Below are 16,119 nucleotides of genomic sequence, written 5' to 3'. Positions count from 1 at the left end.
TTTTTTTCGCGACCTTTTGCATTATGCATTTAATGATGTATGGTGCAAGAAATTAGTTTTTGTGCATAAAAATAGGAGAGAAACATGAAGCTGATTTCGTACCGCAAAGAAGGGAAGGCCCATTTTGGCGCTGTGTCAGGTGAGGGTGTGGTCGAGCTGACCCATCGTTTTGCGCAGGTTCCGGATCTCGCCTCCTTTCTGGCCAATCGACTGCTGGTACAGGAGGCGCGCAAGATCGTCGAGACCGTTCAACCCGATTACTCGTTTTCCAGTGTTCAACTGGAGGCCGTCATACCCAATCCTGGCAAGGTGATCTGCGTGGGTATCAACTATGTGGCTCATGCTGAGGAGGCCGGCAGGAAAGTCGGGGAGTTTCCGGTGATCTTCCAGCGATTTGCCGAAACGCTATTGCCCCACGGCGAACCACTGGTCAGGCCAAAAGTGTCAGAGCAATTCGACTTCGAAGCTGAACTGGCGGTAGTCATTGGTAAAGGTGGCGCGCACATCGATCCGGCCGATGCCATGGACCATGTGGCGGGCTACACCTGCTTCAACGATGCCAGCGTGCGGGATTGGCAGTTCCATACGCACCAGTACGGCATGGGCAAGACGTTCAGGAAAACGGGTGCACTGGGCCCCTGGATCATTCCAGCATCGGAAATTTCCGATTACCGTACGCTGGTGGTGCGGGGCGTTCTCAACGGTGAGCAACTGCAGGAAGGCAGCCTCTCGGAATTGGCTTTCGACATTCCGCATTTGATCTCCTACGTGTCCAAGGCGCTGCCATGGAACCCGGGCGACATCCTGGCAACCGGCACGCCGAGCGGGATCGGCTTCAAGCGCAAACCGCCGATTTTCCTGAAACCCGGCGATGTGTTCGAAGTGGTCATTACTGAAATCGGGACCCTATCGAACGGCGTCATTGACGAAGCCTGAGCGTTGTCCTCTACACAATCATAAAAACTGGAGGTTCCACATGCCCGCGTTACCCACTATCAATTTCACCCATTCCGGCGTGTTCTGCTCAGACCTGGATCGGATGGTCGACTTTTACTGCCGCGTCCTGGGTTTCATCGTCAGCGATAAAGGCGTGGCCTCGACCGGGCATCGCCTGTTCTTCATGACGCAGAATCCGGAGCTGCATCATCAGGTCGTGCTCTTTGACGGCAAGCCTGTTGACCTGCCATTCAACCCGATCAATCAACTGTCGTTCCTGCTCAATTCGCTGGATGACCTGAAGGCCTACTACCAATTCGCCAAAATAAGCGGCATTGAAGGCATTGGCCAAGTGGATCACGGGAATGCCTGGTCGATTTACTTCAAGGACCCTGAAGGCAACCCCGTCGAAATGTATGTCGATACACCGTTCTATACCGCTCAGCCGTGCAAGGAGCCGCTGGATCTCGAGCTGCCGACCGAGGTCATTCTGGCCCAGACCGAGGCGATGTGTAGGCGCCGTCCAGGGTTCCAGACGCGCGAGCAATGGATGGATTCCATTCGCGCGAGAATTGAGGAGCAGCGGGTCCGAATCGCCTGATCGTTCCGGGAGCAGGTCAGCAATCCGTTCCGCCCGGTACAGATGAAGCCTGGTTGATGAGCAGGAGTACCTATCGGCATCAACCAGCACTCGCAATCGACAACTACAAGAAGCGGAGTAGACGATGGACTACGATGTCATCATTGTTGGAATGGGACCGGTGGGCGCCTTGTGCGCCAATCTCGCCGGTCTGTGGGGGCTCAATGCCCTGGTGGTGGAGAAGTCCGAAACGGTCTATGCCAACCCTCGGGCCATGGGCTTTGACCATGAAGTGATGCGCGTTTTCGGTAATATCGGCCTGGCTGACAACATTGCCGAACATGTCATGCCGTACCGCCCCTCGGAATACCGCACGACCGGTTCACAGTTGATCAAGCGTATTGACGCGGCCCAGCCGCCTTTTCCACTGGGTTGGGCGCCTAACTACGTGTTTTCCCAGCCACCGGTGGAACGCGCACTGCGCGAAAAAATTGCCGGCTTCAAGTCGGTCACCGTTGAGCTGGGTTCCGAGGTGCTGTCGGTCGACTCCGCCGAGTCCCAGGTGGATGTGCGCATCCAGGCGAAGGACGGGACCGAACGCGTGGTCACGGCGGCCCATGTGTTGGCGTGCGATGGTGGCACCAGCCCGATCCGCACCCGCCTGGGGTTGAAGATGGACGACCTGGCATTCGACGAGCCGTGGCTGGTGGTCGACGTGATCCTGAACGAAGGGGCAGGGGAGCATCTGCCGAAGACCAATGTACAGTTCTGCGAATTGGCCAGGCCGTGCACCTTTGTCGTCGGCCCCGGGCGACATCGTCGCTGGGAGTTCATGATCAATCCGGACGAGCAGCCGTCGGAAATCTCTCAGCCTGAAATGATCAAGAAGCTGATTGCCCGCTGGTTGCCCGAGGATGATTACCAGTTGTGGCGAGCCTCGGCGTACCGATTCCACGCGTTGATCCTGGAGCAATGGAAAGCCGACCGGGTGTTCTTCCTCGGGGATGCGGCTCATATGACGCCGCCATTTCTGGCACAAGGTATGTGCCAGGGGATTCGCGATGCCTTGAACCTGGTCTGGAAAATCGCGCTGGTGAAAGAAGGGTTGGCCGCTCCGGATTTCCTGGAGACGTATCAGCTCGAGCGTATCCCTCATGTACGCCAGACCACCCTGGCGGCCAAGGAATTCGGCGGTGTGATCTGCGAGCGCGACAGCGAAAGAGCCGCGAAGCGGGACGCACGGCTGATCGAGCATATGAAGGAGAACCCGGGCGGAACCATCCGGCAATCGCTGATACCCGGTCTGTCCCAGGGGTTTATCGCGCAAGTCTCGCCGGCCGGAGAGCTGTTTCCCCAACCAATGGTGATCAACCATGCAGGCAAGCAGGCTTTGCTCGATGAGTTTACCGGCCAGGCATTTCGTGTGGTCATCGCCCCTGGGTTCGATGCCAGTGCGTTGTTGAGATGCCTGCGCAGCAGTCAGTCGCTTAAAGGCCTGCCTATTCATGTTGTGCGGTTGGTCAACCCTGAGCAATCAGGCGCCCGCGCTGGCGATGAGTATCAGGAAGTCGATGGGCTGTTGGCACAATGGCTGGAACAACGAGGGTGCAATGTGGTGATCGTGCGGCCTGATCACTACGTGTATGGCGCAGCGGTCACGGTGGCTTGGGCGATGGAGTTGCTCGAGGGCATGGAGCTTGCGCTGTGGTGCAAGCCGCCGCAGAAACCCACACCGGCCCAGGGCGGCGTTTGCGATAAGACGATCAGGTTCGCACAGGCTTAAAGCCTGACAGGCAACACGTCCTTCGCTTGGCACGGTCCACGAAAACAGTGCCAGGCGAAGGGCTTTTTATGTGTCGCAAGGCTTATTGGAGCGTGGCTTGTCGGCGCTCTATGGCTTCGACGATCCGGCCCAGGGTTTCCTGAATGTGATTGCGCAATAAAGTCACGGCTTTCTCGCTGTCGCGAGTCAGGGCCGCCTCCATCAACTTCTGATGCTCGTTGCCCTTGTGCCTCTGGGTGACCCGCTGCTGGGCGGAAAAGCGCCGGTAGCGTTCGGCCCGATCAAACAGCGAGTCGATCATCTTCAACAACAACGGTGATGGGCACGCCGCGAACAGGGCGAAGTGAAAGGCCTTGTGCCGGGTCGACCATTCATCATCGAGCACCAGCACACCGCTTCCGAGTTTTTTCTCCACCAGATTCAGGCGGTGAAAGGCCCCCAGCACATTGGCCTCCCAGGCATCGTCGCCATGCTCGATAGCATCGGCCAACGCCTCGCACTCCAGCAGACAGCGCATGCGCGTGATGTCGCGAAAATCAGTGACGGAAATGGGGGCGACCCTGAAGCCCTTGTTATCGCTGGCTTCGACCACGCCATCCTGGGTCAGTCGATTGAGGGCTTCGCGAATCGGCGAGCTGCTGAGTCCGTAGGTCTTAGACAGCTCCGCGACCTTGAGCTTTTCGCCAGGGGCCAGCTCACAACAGACAATCGCTTTTTTCATCTTCGTCAACGCGACATCGATCAGCGGAATGCTGGGGGAGGGAATCATGGTCGGGGTCGTCCTGAAATTTGCACCAAACGGATTTTATGCGCAAAACAGAGTTTAGTGCAAAGGCTGATTATCCGCTTGACTTTGAATTTATGCAGGGATAGGTTTTGTGCACAAAGTTGGTTTAAGTGCAGTAAATATTATTTTGAGCACAAAAATCGTGCCAGTGGTATTCGCGGCCAATGCTGCGAGTGGATGACCTTTTACAAAAACAAAAAAACAGGAACATCTCCATGAAAACAGCCAACCAGCGGTTCTGCCCGTTGCCGGTCTCCAGTCTTGCTTGCGCAGTCAGCGCAACGGTGCTGCTGAGTGTTTCAACCCAGGCGCAAGCCTTCCAGATCGACACCGGCAACCCCGATCTTTCGGCGACGTGGGATAACACCATCAAGTACAGCAACGCCTGGCGCGTGAACAAACTCGATCACAAGGTGGCGGTCGGCCCCGGGACCTCCAACAGCAACCCCAACCTGGACGATGGCGATCGAAATTTCGATCGCGGGCTCATTTCCAATCGCCTGGACATCCTTTCCGAATTCGACATCAAGTACAAAGACGTCGGTGCGCGCCTCAGTGCGGCCTCCTGGTACGACAACGTCTACAGCCAGGACAATGACAACGATTCGCCGGGCACCGCCAACTCGGTGAGTGTCGACCATGACGAATTCACCAGTGACACCCGCCGGATCCACGGTCAACGCACTGAAATCCTCGATGCTTTTGTCTATGGTTCGACGGAAATCGGCACGACCTCGTTGTCCGGGCGGCTCGGGCAGTTCACGCAGATCTACGGCGAAAGCCTGTTCTTCGGTGCCAACGGTATTGCCAACGCCCAGTCCACCGTGGATTTGGTGAAGCTTCAGTCAGTCCCCGGTTCTCAGTTCAAAGAAATCCTGATGCCCACCAAGCAGGTGTCCGGCAACTGGCAACTGAACGACACCGTGAGCGTGGGGGCCTACTACCAATTCGAATGGAACAAGACGCGGTTGCCTGCGGCGGGCAGCTATTTCAGCGGTTCGGATTTTGTCGGTGAGGGAGGCGAGCGGGTTTTCTTTCCCACCGGCGAGTTGCGTCACGGAAAAGACAAGGAAGCGAGGGACTCCGGGCAATTTGGTGCGCAGGTGAAATTTGCCGTCGAGGATTGGGAGTTCGGTCTCTACGCCGCGAAGTACCACGAGAAGACGCCGGTGTTTTACTTCCGCCCGGCCGCGCTGGTGCCGGGTGCCGATGACTCATTCATCAATGTCTATCCCGAGGACGTGAAAGTTTTCGGTGCCAGTTTCAGTACTCAGGTTGGAGAGGCAAACATCGCCGGTGAAACCTCGATCAGGGTCGACACCCCCCTGGCAGGCGTCGGCGGCACCATCATCACCGGAATGGACGCCGACAACGATTCCAACCCCGCGTACCCCATCGGTCGGTCTTGGCATGCCCAGGTATCGATGATCAATGTCTACGGCGGATCCGCGCTGTGGGACGGCGCTTCCCTGCTGGGTGAACTGGCTTTCAACCGACGGTTGAGCGTGACCAAAAACGCCGACCAACTGGACCCCAACACCACGCGCGATGCGTTCGGGATGCGCTTCACGTTTGAACCGCAGTACTTCCAGGTGTTTCCGGGCATCGACGTACAAGCACCGATCACCATTGGCTACAACCCGTCCGGGCGTTCTTCCGTCACGCCCCAGGCGTTTGGTCCGGAACATGGCGGCGACCTGACGTTGGGTCTCAAGGCCGATTACAAGAAGCAGTGGTACGCCTCGCTGAGCTACACCAACTTCTTCGGTGAGGCCGGGCCAGTCATCAATTCAGCCAATTCGTTCACCTACCAGCAAAACATGAAAGACCGGGACTTCGTGGCGTTTTCGATCCAGCGAACCTTTTAAGCAAAGAACAGGCGGGCCCTGATAATGATAAAAATTAAACTGCTGTTGCTGTCCACTCTGTCGATCTCCCTGTCTATCGGTACCGCGCTGGCGGCGGTCAGTCCCGACGAGGCGGCGAAGCTCAAGACCACGCTGACGCCCATGGGGGCCGAAAAAGCCGGCAACGCCGATGGTTCCATCCCGGCCTGGACCGGCGGCTTGACCAAGGATGTCGCCGGGGCCAAGTTCGGCGATGTACCTGCCGATCCGTTCCCTGGCGAAAAACCGCTGTTGCAGATCACCGCCAAGAACGCTGCGCAGTACGCCGACAAGTTGAGTGACGGTACCAAAGCCCTGTTGGCCAAATTCCCCGACACCTTCCACCTCGATGTCTACCCGACTCACCGCAGCGCTGCGGCACCGGACAGCGTCTATCAAAACACCTTCGCCAACGCCACTAACTGCAAGACCACCAGCAATGGCCTGTCGGTAGAGGGCTGCTACGGCGGTATCCCGTTCCCGATCCCGAAAAACGGCAACGAGGTGATCTGGAATTTCCTGCTGCGGGTCGAAGCCGAATCCATACAGATGGGTTATGCCAACGTCATCGGCAACGCCGACGGGACTCGGACGTTGGCCAGCCGGGGCGTGGAGAACTGGCAATACCCGTACTACTACAAGGACGGCGCTGCGAATAAATGGTCCGGGCAGTATGCGTTGCTGCGGTTCCTGACCAGCGAGCCACCGTTCAAGGCCGGGGAATCGCTGGTGACCCATGACAGCATCAGCGCCCAGGAGCCTCGGGAGGCCTGGCAGTACCTGGTCGGCCAACGTCGTGTGCGGCGTGCGCCAACCGTGGGTTATGACACCCCGGACTTCGTCGCTTCAGGCGCCAACTATTTCGATGAGGTGCACGGCTTCATCGGCCATCCGGATCGCTACGACTGGAAACTGGTGGGCAAGAAAGAACTGTACATCCCTTACAACGACAACAAGTTCCACGCCGAGAAACGTGACGATGCCTTTACCGCCAACCACCTCAATGCGGACAAAGTGCGCTGGGAACTGCACCGCGTCTGGGAGTTGGAAGCCACGGTTGCCCCGGGCAAACGCCACGCCGTGCCCAAGCGTAGATTCTTCATCGACGAAGACAGCTGGACCATCTCGCTGGTCGATGGCTACGACGCCGACGGCAAACTGTGGCGTGTCTCCCAGGTGCTGCCATTCGTGGTGCCGTCCATTCCTGCGGTGGTGGTCAAGCCTGTGGTGATCTACAACCTGCAGGCCAAGACCTACAGTGTCGTCCAGAGCCTTAATGGCGAAACCTATAGCGTGATACCGCGCAAACCCGAAAACTTTTTCACCGGCACTTCAGTGGCATCCGGATCGGTTCGCTGAGCCTCGCAACAGCTGATTAATACGTTTGGTTCCTGGCGGCGGTGCACGGCCATCGCTTCCGAGGAGCGGCATCATCGAGGTTCAGACATGCCTACTTTTTATTCAGGCCCCATCAGGGTTTTCATTGCCAGCCTTTGGATGGCGACGACGTGTTATGGCCCAAACGCCGTAGCGCAAACGACTGGGTTGTTGCTGCAACCGGCGATCCATAGTGCGATGGCAACGCAATCGGTCATGCTCAGTGTTGCCCGAGCGGGGCAACGGTTGGTGGCCGTGGGTGAGCGAGGTTTCATCATTGTCTCGGATGACAACGGAGCGACCTGGCAGCAAGTCGGCTCGCCGGTCAGCGTGACGCTGGTAAAGGTGCACTTCATCGATGACAGCCAGGGCTGGGCGGTGGGGCATGCCGGAGTTGTCCTGCACAGCTCGGATGGCGGATTGACCTGGGATAAACAGCTCGACGGTGTTCAGGCCGCCGAAATCGAACTCAAGCAAGCCCAGCGCGACTCCGGAGAACAGGCTCCGGAGCGTCTGTCCCAAGCTCAGCAATTGATGGATGAAGGGCCGGATAAACCTTTGCTCGACCTGCTTTTCCTGGACGCGCAAAACGGTTGGGTGGTGGGGGCCTATGGCTTGGCTTTCGTCACCCATGACGGCGGGCTCAGTTGGCAGTCCATTCGTTCCCATGTCGATAATCCAAACGGATTGCATCTCTACGGCATCGCGCGGATAGGTGCCGATGTCTTCATGGCGGGCGAGCAGGGGACGTTGCTGCGTTCCAGTGACGCAGGCCAGACCTTCGAGGCGCTGGCGTCTCCTTATGAGGGAACGATCTTCGGTCTTGCCGCGACCGACAACCATTCGATCCTGGCGTTCGGCCTGCGTGGCAAGGCTTTCGAGTCCCGGGATCGCGGCGAGACCTGGAAGCGTCTCGACACCTTGCAACCGGTGACGTTGACCAGCGGCCTGCGTCTTGATGATGGCTCGGTCTTGCTGGCGGACGAGTCGGGCCGGGTGCTGCGTTTTGCCGATGGCGACACACAGGCCGCTGTCCTTGCGATCCCTCAATCTCGCTACTTCACAGGCATGACGCAAGCGGCGAACGGTGAGCTGATCATCAGCAGCACGCGCGGCATGCTGTCGTCCGCCATAAAAGTGCAATCGTCGGAGCCGTCACAATGAACAGTTTTACGCACTCTGCCGAACACTCGCCTGCACTTGCATCACCTGCTTTTGATCCTGCTTCCGGAACCCTGGTCGAGCGGCTGTTGTTCAATCATCGCAGCATTGTCTTAGGTATCTGTGTGCTCCTCAGCCTGGTGCTCGGCTATCAGGCGTTGAGTCTGAAGCTCAATGCCGCCTTTGAAAAAATGATCCCCACGGATCACCCCTATGTGCAGAACTATCTGCAAAACCGCAGTCAGTTGGGGGAGGGCGGCAACACATTGCGGATTGCGATCGAAGCCAGGCAGGGCAGCATTTTCAGTGCCGAATACCTGGAGACGGTCAAGAAGATCAACGACGAAGTGTTTTTGCTCCCTGGTGTCGACCGCTCCTACATGAAGTCCCTGTGGACGCCGGCCACGCGCTGGATCGGAGTGACCGAGGAGGGCTTCGATGGCGGGCCGGTCATTCCGGACGATTACAATGGCTCGGCCAATAGCCTGGAACAGGTGCAGCAGAATATCGAACGGTCGGGCGAGGTGGGGCGGCTCGTGGCCTCCAATTTCAAGTCCAGCATCGTGCTCCTGCCGCTTCAGGAAAGTACCTCGGATGACGGCACCCCACTGGATTACAACGCACTGTCAAACCGACTCGAACAGATTCGGACCAAGTACGAAAACCAGAACATCCAGATTCACATCACCGGTTTCGCCAAGGTCGTGGGGGACTTGATGGACGGCATGCGGCAGATGCAGCTGTTCTTCGCTGCGACCCTGGTGATCTGCGGGCTCGTGTTGTTCTGGTACACCCGTTGTGCGCGCAGCACAGTGCTGGTACTGCTGTGTTCGATCATCGCGGTGGTCTGGTTGTTGGGTTTGCTGCCGACCCTGGGGTTTGACCTGGATCCGTATTCCATCCTGGTTCCGTTCCTGGTGTTTGCCATCGGCTTGAGCCATGGCGCCCAGAAGATGAACGGCATCATGCAAGACATCGGGCGCGGTGCCGACAAACTGGTGGCGGCGCGCTTCACCTTTCGCCGGTTGTTTCTGACCGGCTTGATGGCGCTGGTGGCGGACGCCGTGGGCTTTGCGGTGTTGATGATCATCAAGATCCCGGTGATCCAGGACCTGGCCGTTACCGCGACCGTCGGTGTGCTGACGCTGATTTTTACCAACCTGATTTTGCTGCCGATCCTGTTGTCATACACCGGCGTGAGCAAAATGGCGGCGCAACGGGAAGCGGCCAACGACCGGTTTTCCAGGTTGGACGCCCATCATGCACGGCATCCGTTCTGGGCCTTCCTGGATCGCTTCACCGAACGCAAATGGGCCACTGGCGCGATCTTTATTGGTGTGGTGCTGGGGGCGGTGGGTTTTGCCATCAGTCTTCACGTCAAGATCGGCGACTTGAATCCCGGAGCGCCGGAATTGCGTCCCGAATCGCGCTACAACACCGACAACCGCTTCATGGTCAGCAACTTCTCCGCCAGTAGCGACAAGTACGTGGTGATGGTCAAGACCCCGCAGTACTTCTGCGCCAATTACCAGACGTTGGTCACGGTGGACGCACTGGAGGCGCAGTTGCAACAGTTGCCGGGCGTGGTCTCCACCACCTCCCTGGCGGCGTTGAGCAAACAGGCTGCCGCCGGCATGAACGAAGGCAGCATGACCTGGTATGAGATCCCCCGTAACCAAGGGCTATTGAACGCGATCATCACTCGCGCACCGCGAGAGTTGTTCAACCAGAACTGCGATCTGCTGACCGTGTATGTCTACCTGACCGACCACAAGGCCGATACGCTCACCCGCGTGGTGCAGACGGTCGAACAGTTCGCGGCCGACCATGACAGCGATCAGATTCAATTCCTGAACGCGGCGGGTAACGCCGGTATCGAGGCGGCCACCAACATCGTCGTGAAGCGTTCGAACGTGCAGATGTTGTTCATGGTGTACGCGGCGGTCATTGCCCTGTGCTTCATCACGTTCAGGTCCTGGCGTGCGGTGGTCTGTACGGTGTTGCCGTTGATGCTCACCTCCGTGCTGTGCGAAGCCTTGATGGTGGGGCTCAACATTGGCGTAAAAGTGGCGACCCTACCGGTGATCGCCTTGGGGGTGGGCATCGGCGTGGATTACGCGCTCTACATCCTGAGCGTGACGCTTGCCAACCTGCGCAATGGTTCAAGCCTGTCGGATGCCTATTACCTGGCGCTGTTGTCCACCGGCAAGGTGGTGGTGATGACCGGGATTACCTTGGGCGTGGCCGTGACCACCTGGGTGCTGTCGCCGATCAAGTTCCAGGCCGACATGGGCATTTTGCTGGGCTTCATGTTCGTCTGGAACATGGTGGGGGCGTTGATCCTGGTGCCCGCGCTCGCACATTTTCTTCTCAAGCCCAAGCCACAGACCGTGAGTATCTAAATGACCGCAACGATAAACATCCTGGGCTTGTCCGGCAGCCTGCGCCGGCAGTCGGCGCATACGGCGATCCTGCGCACGGTGGCCGAACGACTGCCTGAGCATGTCCGGTTGACGCGCTATGGATTGAACGATATTCCGCCGTATAACGAGGATGACGATGGTGCTCATGCACCCCAGGCCGTGATTGCCTTGCGAGCCGCCGTGGCGGCGGCCGATGGGGTTTTGATCGGCTCGCCGGAGTACAACCACGGTATGTCCGGTGTGTTGAAAAATGCGCTGGACTGGTTGTCCCGTCCTCATGGGAAATCGGCGCTGCAAGGCTGTCCGGTACTGAGTTTCACTGCATCGCCGGCGTTCACGGGCGGAGTGCGTGCGCATCAACAGCTCAATGAAACGCTCTGGGCGATCCAGGCGCTGCAGGTCGCCTATCCGCAGATCGTGATCGGTAATGTGACCAGCAAGATAGAGCACGGGCAGCTACGGGACGAATCAGCTCGGGCTTTTTTATTGGATGGAGTTGTAGCGTTGATCGCGCAGATCGCCAGGGAGCCGGCGAGGCGAAGTTCACGTTGTCCTTGATGTCCGCTAAAAACGTCCATTCCTGCTTCAATAACGGACACCCTTTTGATTTCAATGGACCGAAGCGCTCGGGCATGTCACGCCAGGCGGCGCCTGACCCGCCCTTGGCTGCGGCGCTCCTGTATGCCTGATGCCGCGCTCGCCCACCAAGGTGTCGTAGCCGATGTGACCTTGCCGGTCGCTCCGTTGGTTGAAATCCTCCATGGCCGCGCGCGAAGCGGGCACCTTGAGGCTATGCTCATCGCTACTGCAGGCAATGCGACGGGGTCGGGCAGGGCGCGACGTTCATACTCGATATTCCCATCGATGTTGCGCAGAGCCAGATGTGATGCGGTATTCGGCGCACGTCAATACGCCTTGTTGCCCGGCGTGTTGCTGGAGTGGATCAAAGGCTGATGATGGCTTGAGCCTTCACCATTCGCCTTCTCTTTGGAGAATCCTCTGATGCCTAAAGACAAGACCCCCTCTTCGGTTGTTACACAACAACTCCAGATGACGCTTTCGAAATGGGACACTGAGGACGCAGCAAAAGCGTTCCCCATCCAAGGGACTAATGAGATTCCAGAATTGTCGAATGCCGAGTTGGTTCATCTTCGTGTTCGTGTGATTGCTCTGGAAAACCTGGTTATCGCTTTGCTCGCCCAAGGGACGGACCAGCAGCTTGCGGTTGCGCGTGAAATGGCTGGCTACATTACGCCAAGACCGGGTTTTTACCCAGCACCCTTTGACGATCCATGCGGCATCCCAAATGGTCAACAGCGTCGACCGTGCAGTGAGATTTCGAAAACTGTCCGGAGCATGAGTGTGTCGCTGGCGTCCATGCCATAAACAGCACCTCATGGTCGGCGTGCATGACTCGGGGTCTTGTGGGTTCGCCGTTTCTTATCCGTATCGAACTTCACCGAGTGGGATCCGCCAACGCTGACTGGCAATGAACTCTTTTTCGGTTGCCTGACTGCGCGATTGGCCGATCCGGGGGCGACTCACAAGGAGATTTACCGCAGCAATGCAAATGCCTGTTTCATTTGGTCTTCACTGACAACGAACGCTCGTAGCTGTCCTGCCATGTCCAGACCTCTGGCTACCAGTCCCTGTGAGTCAAGACTAACCTTCGATCTTTCGGTTTCTCAGGCGACAGCGCAGCGGCGAAGGCCAACATCAGCCGCCGCGCTGTATCTGCTCCAGTATCAGGCTGTCGGTGATGTTCAGGTCGTCCAGCAGCAGAAACATCTTGCTCAGCACTTCGGCCATTTTCTTGTCGGTGTCGGCGAACGGCAGGTAGAACTCCGTAGAGCTGCTGCCGACGGGCACGATACACAGGTAGTTGCCGGGTTCGATATGGATGGCTGCGCTGCCCAGATGAATGCGGTAGTTCGCCCGCTGGCCGGTAATGTGCAGAAAATGCCCTTCGCATCTGACGTTTCGTAACCCCAGACCCTGAATCAACTCGCCGACCAGTTCGGCGCGTCGTTGCAGGGTTTCGTGGCTGGTGCTGTAGCCGTCTGCGGCGTGGGCTACGGAGACCAGCAGGTCGGCGTCACGCATGACCTCCGAAAACAGCAGCGGCGGTACGTGCTCAAGGGGTATGGCTTGCTGGTTGCGGTAGAACACGATCGTGTCGAAGGTAAAGTGTTCTGTTTCCGAGAGGTAATGGCCGGTATCCAGAAAGTTGAACATGGCATGGATGCCGTGCTCTTTGCTCTCGTAATAGATGTCCTCGACGCTTGAGGTCGACCAGTTGCGGACCTGCAGCAACCGAGTGGCTACTTTGCCTTTCAGGCGGTGGCCGGCAAATCGGTTGGACCACAAGCCAGTGTCTCGCTCGACAGGTGTCAGCAGGTACAACTCGCGAAAGGCCTGTTTGAACGGCTGCACGCGGCGATGGGTCACCACTTCTTTCTGCCAGGCCGACAGTTGTCCAGCCATGAACAGATGAAAAGGGTGAGCAATACGCAGGTGCTTTTCAGCGATGTGTTGGCGGCCTTCAAGGTCAGTCACCGTCAGCGTCGCGCTATCGAGCCAGCCCAGCGCAGCGTCGTCGGCCTGCATGATCAGCTGTTCGAGCAGCAGGCGAACCGCAGGCATTTTCAACAGCGGCTTCAGCTCGTCCAGAGCCAGGCTTTCGCCGCTGCTCATCATTGCTTCCAGGGTGCGGCAGAAGCGGGCGATCTGTTCCTTGAGCTGGGTTTGCTGCGTTTTGAGGGCGATGAAGTCGGCGTGCTTGCGAATCGCAGGCGGTGCGCTTTTGAGCGTCTTGCCGGCTTTGCAGATGTGCAACGTAGGCGACAAGCCGTCGATGACGAGCGTGATGTCATAACCATCGATGGAAGCGGCCGTCACGGCGGATTCGGCGATTTCCGATTCCATGGCCCATTCCAGGCGAATCATCGAAGGGTAGCCGGCGACACGCGCCAGGTTTTCCAGACCTGCCTGCACCGCTGCGTGGGAGTTGGCCTGTCGCTGAGCGCCGTATTTACGCACCTCTTTGTGCAATTTCTTGAGCGTCAGGTAGCGCTGGCGTACGTCGTCCGGCCCTGTGACGGGTAGCAAGCCATAGATGCGCATGGCCGGCTGTGCGTGGCGGGTCAATTTCTTTTCCAGCGCCGCTCGACCGATGCCCTGGTAGGCGTCGAGCAGTACACGCGTCTCGGGAAACGCCCAGTGCGAGGGTTCGAGTGCCGCGAGGTACTCGCGCAGGTGGTCTGGGTCGGCTTCGGCCAGGGCCTTGTCCAGCAGGTAACGGTCCACCACGCCCACGGTTTCATCCAGCGTATTGGGCAGGTCGGTGCCCCAGCCGGACCGAGGGGCCAGGGCAATGTTCAGGTATTCACGCTGGAAGCCTTGCAGATCACTCCAGCCGAGCGCGTCGAGCACCACTCGGCTGGCTTGGCCGGCGTAGGGCAGGGCGGTGAGCAGTGTATTTCTTGAAAAGCCGGACAACGCCGCGAGCAGTTCTGCCGATTGGTTTGTGGGCAAGTCCTGAAGCAGCAGGAAGCATTGGAGCACCGCGGCCGTATCGCCGAAGCTGTCAAAGTCATCCGGCGTTATGCCCAGTCGTTCGATGACCGCCAGGGCCTGCAACAACCAACGGGTCTGATACACCTCTACCGAGCGGAAGGTGTCAGCCAGCCTCTCGGCGTTATCGGGCAATCCAGCCAGGGCGTCCTCGACATAACGAACGGTGAAGTTCGCCAGTTCAGGGGGCGCGACGGCAGGTTCTTGCGTGGGGATTTCATCAATCTGAGACGACTCATCATCGATGTCTTCCGGGTCCTCGTCGTTTGCATCGTCCTCGTCGAAATCTTCATCGACGTACCCATTCAGGTCCTCATCATCGCTGTCCAGTCCGGCGTCGTCCGAGTAGAACATCATGGCCCGGCCCCAGGTATTGGCTGCCCGGACGAAGCGCGGGTAATCGAGGCGGCCCGCTTCCAGCAGGCCCAGCGCGATGCGCTGGATTTCCTTGTGCACGTAGATATACGCGTCGGCGATCTTCCTTTGTTCGCCACCGGGCGCTGAAGGGGGCTGCTCGCGGTTCCAGCTGCCGTCCAGCAACCATTCGGCGAAGGTCTGCCAGGCCGGGGTGGACGGATAATTGCTCAGGCGATTGATGCAGGCGTGAACGTCGGGGAAGGCCCAGGCCTGGTCCGGGCTTCTTCGGTAATAGGCCGGGTCATCTTCGTCAGTGGGCAAGGGATAGTCACTGTCCTCGAAGGCATATTGCAGCATATGCTGCAGTCGCGCACCGATCTGCTCCAGTGCATAGGCATCCGGGCGAGCCGTGATCCACGCATCGCAGAGTCGATATTGCAGGCCATAGCGCTGTTGATCGCGGCGGTCCTCCAGATCGTCCCAAACGGTCGGGAACACAAAACCATCCGCCAGTGCCTTGGGCCCATCCTTGGGATGCTGCCTTACCCAGTCATCGGCGATGCGCAGGAAGTCGATGCCTTCCCAGAAATCGGGCTCGAATTCGTCGTAGTGGCTGAGCTCGGGATAGTCATCCAACGCTCTATCACAGAATGTTCGCAGCGCAGCGAGGCGTGTGGTTTGTTCGGGCGCAGGACGGCGTGATTGCATGAGGGTATCCGAGCAAAAAAGTGAGCGACGAGGATCAACCGCCAATCAGCGGCACCAGGCGGATAAACGCGAGCGTGGAAGGGGGGCTCAATTCAATGGATTCATCGAGTCTTTGCAGCATGACGCCGTTGTGCAGAACGCGGAACGCACGGGCTTCAAAACCCTTCAAGGCGCGTTCGACCTCAACGCTGACATCCAGGTCCAGAGGCGCGCTGGCCTGAGGCATGACAACCGCGCCTTCACTGGCTTGCCGAAGAACGTCCCGCTCGCTCAGGTATTGGCGATCGAGCACTTCGCGCACCGACACTTGTGCCAGCCAGTGCTGGACCGACAGCGCGGCGATCTGTTCGGCGACGGTCAGGCGAATGAGCTCGGCGACCGTCAAGGTCAGCGAGGTCGGTGTCAGGGTGACAGGCGGCAGCAAAGGCTCCTGGCGTGCGCCTTTCAGGCAATAGCTATGAACCACGAACTCCATGACGCATTCCTTGCAAGCCAGGCCAGCCGGGGGGAGCGCCTTAGCATAGCCCGGTCTGCAACAAACTTCATCG

At 58.4% G+C, this 16,119-nt stretch carries 11 protein-coding genes and 2 pseudogenes; 9 read left to right on the top strand and 4 right to left on the bottom strand.

Annotation, left to right across the window (positions count from 1 at the left end; all coding sequences use genetic code 11):
- The first annotated feature begins 84 nt into the window (after positions 1–84).
- The 3 genes from DTP52_RS10535 (at position 85) to DTP52_RS10525 (ending at position 3,299) form a co-directional block, all read left to right on the top strand.
- On the top strand, positions 85–936 hold the full coding sequence (locus tag DTP52_RS10535) for a fumarylacetoacetate hydrolase family protein (RefSeq protein WP_109753304.1): 852 nt from the start codon (positions 85–87) through the stop codon (positions 934–936).
- A gap of 40 nt (positions 937–976) precedes the next feature.
- The gene (locus tag DTP52_RS10530; RefSeq protein WP_109753303.1) at positions 977–1,537 is read left to right on the top strand and encodes a VOC family protein; all 561 of its coding nucleotides are present in this window, start codon (positions 977–979) and stop codon (positions 1,535–1,537) included.
- A gap of 124 nt (positions 1,538–1,661) precedes the next feature.
- A complete protein-coding gene (locus DTP52_RS10525) occupies positions 1,662–3,299 on the top strand; it encodes a bifunctional 3-(3-hydroxy-phenyl)propionate/3-hydroxycinnamic acid hydroxylase (protein WP_109753302.1) in 1,638 nt (545 codons plus the stop codon).
- Positions 3,300–3,381: 82 nt separating this feature from the next.
- On the opposite strand, the gene DTP52_RS10520 is transcribed toward DTP52_RS10525, so the two are convergent.
- Positions 3,382–4,068 carry a GntR family transcriptional regulator gene (locus DTP52_RS10520; RefSeq protein WP_109753301.1) on the bottom strand — a complete coding sequence of 229 codons (687 nt, stop codon included), beginning with the start codon at positions 4,066–4,068 and terminating at the stop codon, positions 3,382–3,384.
- Positions 4,069–4,301: 233 nt separating this feature from the next.
- Here DTP52_RS10520 and DTP52_RS10515 point away from each other — a divergent pair, with 233 nt between their 5' ends.
- From DTP52_RS10515 to DTP52_RS10490, 6 genes and pseudogenes are all read left to right on the top strand, one after another.
- Positions 4,302–5,954 carry a DUF1302 domain-containing protein gene (locus DTP52_RS10515; RefSeq protein WP_109753300.1) on the top strand — a complete coding sequence of 551 codons (1,653 nt, stop codon included), beginning with the start codon at positions 4,302–4,304 and terminating at the stop codon, positions 5,952–5,954.
- A gap of 24 nt (positions 5,955–5,978) precedes the next feature.
- Positions 5,979–7,331: a DUF1329 domain-containing protein gene (locus DTP52_RS10510; RefSeq protein WP_109753299.1), complete on the top strand. Its 1,353-nt coding sequence runs from the start codon at positions 5,979–5,981 to the stop codon at positions 7,329–7,331.
- 216 nt (positions 7,332–7,547) lie between these two features.
- Positions 7,548–8,513: a YCF48-related protein gene (locus DTP52_RS10505; protein WP_249411804.1), complete on the top strand. Its 966-nt coding sequence runs from the start codon at positions 7,548–7,550 to the stop codon at positions 8,511–8,513.
- Complete coding sequence (locus tag DTP52_RS10500) at positions 8,510–10,912, top strand: RND family transporter (protein WP_109753297.1); 2,403 nt, start codon at positions 8,510–8,512, stop codon at positions 10,910–10,912. The genes DTP52_RS10505 and DTP52_RS10500 overlap by 4 nt, the downstream gene beginning before the upstream one ends.
- Complete coding sequence (locus DTP52_RS10495; protein ID WP_109753296.1) at positions 10,913–11,491, top strand: NADPH-dependent FMN reductase; 579 nt, start codon at positions 10,913–10,915, stop codon at positions 11,489–11,491. It begins immediately after the preceding gene.
- 444 nt (positions 11,492–11,935) lie between these two features.
- Positions 11,936–12,293: pseudogene (locus tag DTP52_RS10490) on the top strand (hypothetical protein).
- A gap of 193 nt (positions 12,294–12,486) precedes the next feature.
- On the opposite strand, the pseudogene DTP52_RS10485 reads toward DTP52_RS10490, so the two are convergent.
- The 3 genes and pseudogenes from DTP52_RS10485 to DTP52_RS10475 form a co-directional block, all read right to left on the bottom strand.
- A pseudogene (locus DTP52_RS10485) lies at positions 12,487–12,588 on the bottom strand (hypothetical protein); the annotation flags it as partial.
- Positions 12,589–12,649: 61 nt separating this feature from the next.
- The gene (locus DTP52_RS10480; protein WP_109753295.1) at positions 12,650–15,571 is read right to left on the bottom strand and encodes a DUF4132 domain-containing protein; all 2,922 of its coding nucleotides are present in this window, start codon (positions 15,569–15,571) and stop codon (positions 12,650–12,652) included.
- Positions 15,572–15,605: 34 nt separating this feature from the next.
- Positions 15,606–16,046, bottom strand: a complete 441-nt coding sequence (locus tag DTP52_RS10475; RefSeq protein ID WP_109753294.1) for a hypothetical protein — start codon at positions 16,044–16,046, stop codon at positions 15,606–15,608.
- Positions 16,047–16,119 lie beyond the last annotated feature (73 nt).

This window comes from Pseudomonas sp. 43mfcvi1.1 (assembly GCF_900115935.1).
Classification (GTDB): Bacteria; Pseudomonadota; Gammaproteobacteria; order Pseudomonadales; family Pseudomonadaceae; genus Aquipseudomonas; species Aquipseudomonas bijieensis.
Note: the sequence above shows the minus strand (reverse complement) of the source record. Positions and strands in the feature narration are given on the sequence as shown.